6 protein-coding genes are annotated in these 5,406 nt (G+C 73.8%); all 6 read right to left on the bottom strand.

All coding sequences use genetic code 11. The features are described from left to right. Positions 1–983, bottom strand: a 983-nt coding sequence (locus VK611_14875; GenBank protein ID HMG42617.1) for an AMP-binding protein, incomplete at its 3' end; no start/stop codon positions are given. 36 nt (positions 984–1,019) lie between these two features. Beyond that, positions 1,020–2,408, bottom strand: coding sequence for a DUF1254 domain-containing protein (locus VK611_14870; GenBank protein ID HMG42616.1), 1,389 nt, complete (start codon positions 2,406–2,408; stop codon positions 1,020–1,022). Beyond that, a complete protein-coding gene (locus VK611_14865) occupies positions 2,405–3,535 on the bottom strand; it encodes a DUF1254 domain-containing protein (protein ID HMG42615.1) in 1,131 nt (376 codons plus the stop codon). The genes VK611_14870 and VK611_14865 overlap by 4 nt, the downstream gene beginning before the upstream one ends. A gap of 30 nt (positions 3,536–3,565) precedes the next feature. Then, on the bottom strand, positions 3,566–4,243 hold the full coding sequence (locus VK611_14860) for a TetR/AcrR family transcriptional regulator (GenBank protein ID HMG42614.1): 678 nt from the start codon (positions 4,241–4,243) through the stop codon (positions 3,566–3,568). 22 nt (positions 4,244–4,265) lie between these two features. Next, complete coding sequence (locus VK611_14855) at positions 4,266–5,108, bottom strand: dienelactone hydrolase family protein (protein ID HMG42613.1); 843 nt, start codon at positions 5,106–5,108, stop codon at positions 4,266–4,268. A 69-nt stretch (positions 5,109–5,177) separates the two neighbouring features. Then, positions 5,178–5,406, bottom strand: a 229-nt coding sequence (locus VK611_14850) for a hypothetical protein (protein HMG42612.1), incomplete at its 5' end; no start/stop codon positions are given.

Genomic DNA, 5,406 nt, shown 5'->3' with positions numbered 1-5,406 from the left:
GCCGAGTCGACGAAGCAGCCGGTGCCCTCGGTGGCGGCGTAGTACTCCCACACCACCGGGCCCAGCCAGTCGATGATGCGCTGCTTGACCACCACCGGGCACGGCGCCGCGCCGTGGATCACCGACCGCAGCGACGACCGGTCGTAGCGCCCACGGGTCGCCTCCGGGAGCGACAGGAGCCGGTGGAACATCGTGGGGACCATGTGCGTGTGGGTGATGCCGTGCTCCGCCACCAGCGCCAGCGCGGCCTCGGCGTCCCAGCGCTCCATCAGCACCACCCCGACGCCGAAGGTCAGCGGGACGGTCAGCGAGAACGCCAGCGGGGCAGCGTGGTAGAGCGGACCGGTGCACAGGTGACGGTCCTGGACGCCGTCGCGGTAGCCGAACAGGTTGATCGGCGGGGCCGGCGGCGTCTCCGGCCGGTAGACGCCCTTCGGCCGACCGGTCGTCCCCGACGTGTAGAGCATCGAGCCGCCCAGCACCGGGTCGTCGATGTCGTCGGCCGACTCCCCCGCCAGCTCGGCGTCGTAGGACCGGAAGCCCTCGATGTCCCCGCCCACCGCCAGCGCCACGCCGCAGCCGGGCGCCCGACGGAGCGCGCCCGCCGCGATCGACGCCAGGGGCGCGTCGGCCACCAGGGCCTTCGCCTCGCAGTCGTCGACGATGTAGCCGGCCTCGTCCTCGGTGAGGTGCCAGTTGACGGTGGTCAGGCGCCAGCCGGCCCGCTGGCAGGCGGCGCCCACCTCGGCGAACTCGGCCCGGTTGGTGCACAGCAGCGCCACCCCGTCGCCCGCCCGCAGCCCCAGCCGTCGCAGCGCCCGGACCAGCTGGTTCGCCCGCCGGTTCAGCGCGGCGAACGTGCGGTCGCCGGTCGGGGCGACGATCGCCGGCACGTCCGGCTGCCGGGCCGCCCACCAGGCGAGCAGCATCCCCCGGCCCGCGGCGTCGAGCCGCTCGTCCCCTTCCACGTCGGTGCCCGTCATCGCTCCCCTCCCCCGGCCATCAGAGCACGCGAACGGCTACGTCGCCGGTTCGACCGGCGGGTACTCGTAGTCGCCCGCCAGGATCGACGGACCCGGCAGGTAGAGGCGGAGCATGAGCACGAACGGGCCGTCGGGCACCGGGAGCCAGTTGGCGGCGGGCCCGGCCGACGCCGCCGGCTCGTCGTGGGCGAGGACGATCTCGAGCGAGCCGTCGTCGGCCCGGACCAGGCCCGGGGTCCGGTCGCCGATCGTGTAGCGGCCGCTCGGGTGCTCGGCGAAGAACATGTCGCCGCCGTAGACCGACAGCGACCAGAAGGCATCGACCGGCGGCAGCTCCCCGGGCGGGAACGTGATCCGGTAGGTGGCGCCGCCGCTGCCATAGAGCGGCTCGCCCCCGGCGTCCACCCGGGTGACCGGGTAGACCGCCTCGTCGGCCACGTTCGCGCCCCAACCCACCCGGGCGACCACGGCCCGGGTCTGGACGTCGTCGCCGTAGGTGCCGATGTCCAGGTTGGCCGACCAGCCGTTGACCAGCTCGCCGGTGCCGACGCCGCGGCCGGCCCCGTCGTCGATCCGGGCGTCGCCCTCCTTCGCCCCCTGGTCGAGAACGGTCCGGTCCGTCGTGCCCGAGAGCGTCTCGAGGTCGGCGAACAGCTCCTGCTGGGTGGGCGTGGTGGGCGGGTTGACGGCGAGGGCCTCACCCAGCTCGTCGAAGAACGCGGCGTCGGTGGGGATGTCCTGGGCGGTTCCGGCGGGCTCGCCCAGGGGCGGCGGTGCGGGTGCGGCGGGGTCACCGGTGAGGGTGCTGAGGGGCCGGAGGCTCGACTGCCGGCTGATGGCCGAGACGTTGGCGACGTCGGCGTCGTCGTCCACCAGGAAGCGCCCCAGCATGAACACCTGGGGCGTCGGCGACTCGATCTGCTCGACGCCCTCCGGCAGCTCGCCCTCCCAGCCCGGCGGCGTGATCGCCCAGGTGCCCGCCCGGCCGTCGGTGGCCCGGGTGCCGACGTAGGCGAACGACTCCATCCAGGCGTCGAGGAACTGGTACGTGTAGTAGCGGTCGGTGACCTCGGGCAGCGTCAGCACCATCGGCTCGCCACGCAGGTCGAGGATGGCGATCGAGTAGAGGGTGTCGCGGTTGGGGGCCACGATGATGCGGTTCTGCGGCCCCGACAGGGCGTTCTGCCAGAACAGGCTGTTCACGCCCAGCAGCCCGCCGAGGCGCTGCATCGTGCGCACCGAGACCACCAGGGGGTAGCCGGCCACGTACGCCTCGGCGGCCAGCTCGGTGTCGGTCATCTCGGCTCCTTCGTCGGTCTGCGGGTCGTCGGCGTCGTCGGTCGGCGGGTCGTCGTCGCCGGAGCAGGCCGACGCCAGCAGCAGGCAGCTCGTCAGCAGCAGGGCCAGGGCGCGTCGTGTCGTCATCGGAGCTCCAGGTCGGGTGGGAACCAGCGGGCGTCGACCACCTCGTCGCGCCCCTCGTAGGCGCGCAGCGCCAGGACGCAGGGCCCGTCGGGTGTCGGCAGCCAGTTGGACGTGTCGGCCGGCCGGTCGTGGCCGACGACGATCGTGAGCGACCCGTCGGCGTCGCGGCGCAGCCCGGGCGTGCGGTCGCCGATGCTGTGGCGGTCGATCTCGTTGTCGACCAGGAAGAAGTCGGGGCCGTAGACGCACAGCGACCAGAACCCGTCGACCGGCGGCTCGCCAGCGGGAGGGAACCGCAGCTCGGACCGGGTGGACCCGTCGAAGCCGCGGCTGTACGACCGGTTCTCAGCCGGGAGGTGCCCGGCCAGGCTGACCCGGGCGAACGCCGCCCGGTAGGCCACGTCGTCGCCGAAGTCGGCGCCACGCGACCGGGTGCCCCAGCCGTTGCCGGTCCGGTCGACGCCGGCGGCCTGCGTCATCCGTCGTCGCCCCTCCGCGATCGCGGCGTCGTCGGACCGCTCCATCAGCTCGGGCAGCCCGGCGGGTGGCGGCGGGTGCCAGGCCGCCGGCGGGTCGGTCGCCAGCGCCGCCTGCAGCTCGCCGAAGAACCCGTCCCCGTCCGGCGGGCGGGCGGTGGACCGTCCGCCGGACGGGTGGACGGTGACCTGCGCCAATGCGGCGCGGGCGGCTTCGAGGTCGTGGGGCCCGGCGACCAGGACACGGGCCAGCACCCACACCGTGGGCGTCCCGACGGTCAGCACCTCGGTGGCCTTGTCGACCACCGGCACCGCCGTCGGGTCGTAGGTCACCCGGACGGTCGCCCCGTCGCGGCCGTGCAGGCGCCGGCACACGTAGCCGACATGGGTGTAGGCGTCGAGCAGCATCACCGACCAGTAGCGGTCCAGCGGGCCGACCTCGACCGTGAGATCGCCGGCCCGGAGGTCGAACCAGCCCGAGGCGTAGAGCGTGTCGTTGTTGGGTGCCACCACCGTGCGGTCGGCCGCCGTCGCCAGACGATCCCGGGCCACCAGCCGCCGCCCGACCCCGCCGTGAGCGGCGCAGGTGCGGTGCATCGCGACCAGCGGGTAGCCCCACACGTACGCGTCGGCGAGCGTCGTCCCCCTCACGCGTTCTAATGTAACCCATTAGGGCCTACGTCACGGGTGAGCTGTTCGCCTTCGTCGGGGGGTGACGGCCAGGGCCTCGGCGGAGGGGTCGACGCGCAGGCCGGCGACGATCACGTCGACCAGGTTCTCCACGAAGAGCGGCGTGGGCACGGGTGCGGGCTCGTCGGCGGAGGGCTGGTCGTCGAGCAGCTGGGCCCGCAGCCCGAAACCGCTGATGAGCTGGGCCCGCAGCAGGGCGAGCCGCTCGGTGCGGATCGCGTCGGGCAGCGCGTCGAGGGCGTGCCACAGCCACCTGACCACGGCGGTGCCGGCCGGCGCCTCGCTCACCCGGAACGGCATCTCGTAGGCGAGCGCCGGGTGGCTCACCTGGGCGACGATCCGGAGGTGGGCCCGGCCGATCGGCGTGTCCAGGTCCTCGGACATCGGGACCGCCAGCGCCCGCACGAGCGCCCGCAGGTCGTCCGTCAGGCCGGCGTCGACGATGGCGTCCACCAGCGGCGCCCGCCGCACCTCGACCTCGGCGACGTGGTGCCGCACGATCTCGGCGACCAGCCCGTCGATGTTGCCGAAGTGGTAGTGGAGCGCCGACTCGTTGCGCGCCCCGACCGCCTCGTGGAGCTGGCGAGCGGTGACCCGGGCGACCCCGTGCCGGGCGAAGAGCAGGGCGCCCTGTTCGAGCAGCGCGTCCCGCGTTCTCGGCCCTGGCACGGGGGTCACCCTAACAACGGCCCTAGCCAGGGCAGGTGTGGCGGTACTCCTCGATGGCCGCGCTCGGCGACGGCGGCGGGCACATGAACTGCTCGTAGCGGGTGTCGTTGTCGACGTAGCGCTTGAGCCACACGATCATGAACTTCGCCTGGGTGGTGTCACCGGTGGTGCCGACCCGGTGCTCGGCGTCGTTGAGCTCCAGGTACGCCTTCTCGGTGGTGCCCGGGATGCTCTGGTAGAAGGGCTCCGAGTGGTTGGCCACCGGGGCGGTCGCGTCGGCCTCGGCGCCGATGATCATGGTCGGCACCTGCACCTCGGGCCAGGACTTGTCGGTGTGCCACGGCTGCAGCGGGATGGCCGCCTGCAGGCCGGGCCGGGCCTTCGCCGCCTCCAGCGTGCCACCGCCGCCCATCGAGTGGCCGGCCACGGCGAGGCGACTGGCGTCGATGCGGGTGCGCACCGAGCTGCTGTTGACCAGGTAGTCGAGCGCGGCGAGCAGCTGGGCGCCCCGGCTCGGCGGCTGGTCGAGCCGGGCGTCGGTGTCGATGAGGAACACCACGAACCCCTGCGACGCCAGGCGCGGCCCCATCCAGGTGTAGTTGGCGCTGCTCCCCAGGAAGCCCGGGGCGACGGCCACGGCGCCGAAGGTGCCCTGGCCGGTGTCGGTCGGGTAGTGGATGACGCCGCCCCCGAAGCCGGCGACGCTCGCCGGCACGGTGGTCGACGCGGTGGCGAAGGTCCCGAGCGGGGCGGTGACGCTCGCCTCGGTCGGGTCGGGCCCCTTGCGGTACTCGGTCTCGGCGCCGGCCGTGGTCGGCTGGCCGACGAGCACCGCTGCGGTGAGCAGCAGCGCGGCGACGACCATCCCCACGGGCGCGGCGCTGCCCCCGGAGCCAGGGGGCGGCTCCGAGGGCAGCTGTGGGTTCCCGCCGGATCAGGTGACCGTGAACTCGGCGAACATGCCGTGGGTGAAGTGCGGCGGCCCCTCGGGGGGCGGGCCGTCGTCACCGGTCATCCCGGTAGGGATGAAGCACACGGCGATGTAGTCGCCCGGCTCCAGGTCGGCGACCTTGTAGTCGCCCTCACCGGGCGGGGCGAACGCCGGCGCACCGAGGAGCGTGACCTTGGTCATCGCCTCCTCCTCGGGGAGGGCGAGCAGGTCC

Source organism: Acidimicrobiales bacterium, assembly GCA_035316325.1.
Taxonomy (GTDB): Bacteria; Actinomycetota; Acidimicrobiia; order Acidimicrobiales; family VFJN01; genus DASXTK01.
Note: the sequence above shows the minus strand (reverse complement) of the source record. Positions and strands in the feature narration are given on the sequence as shown.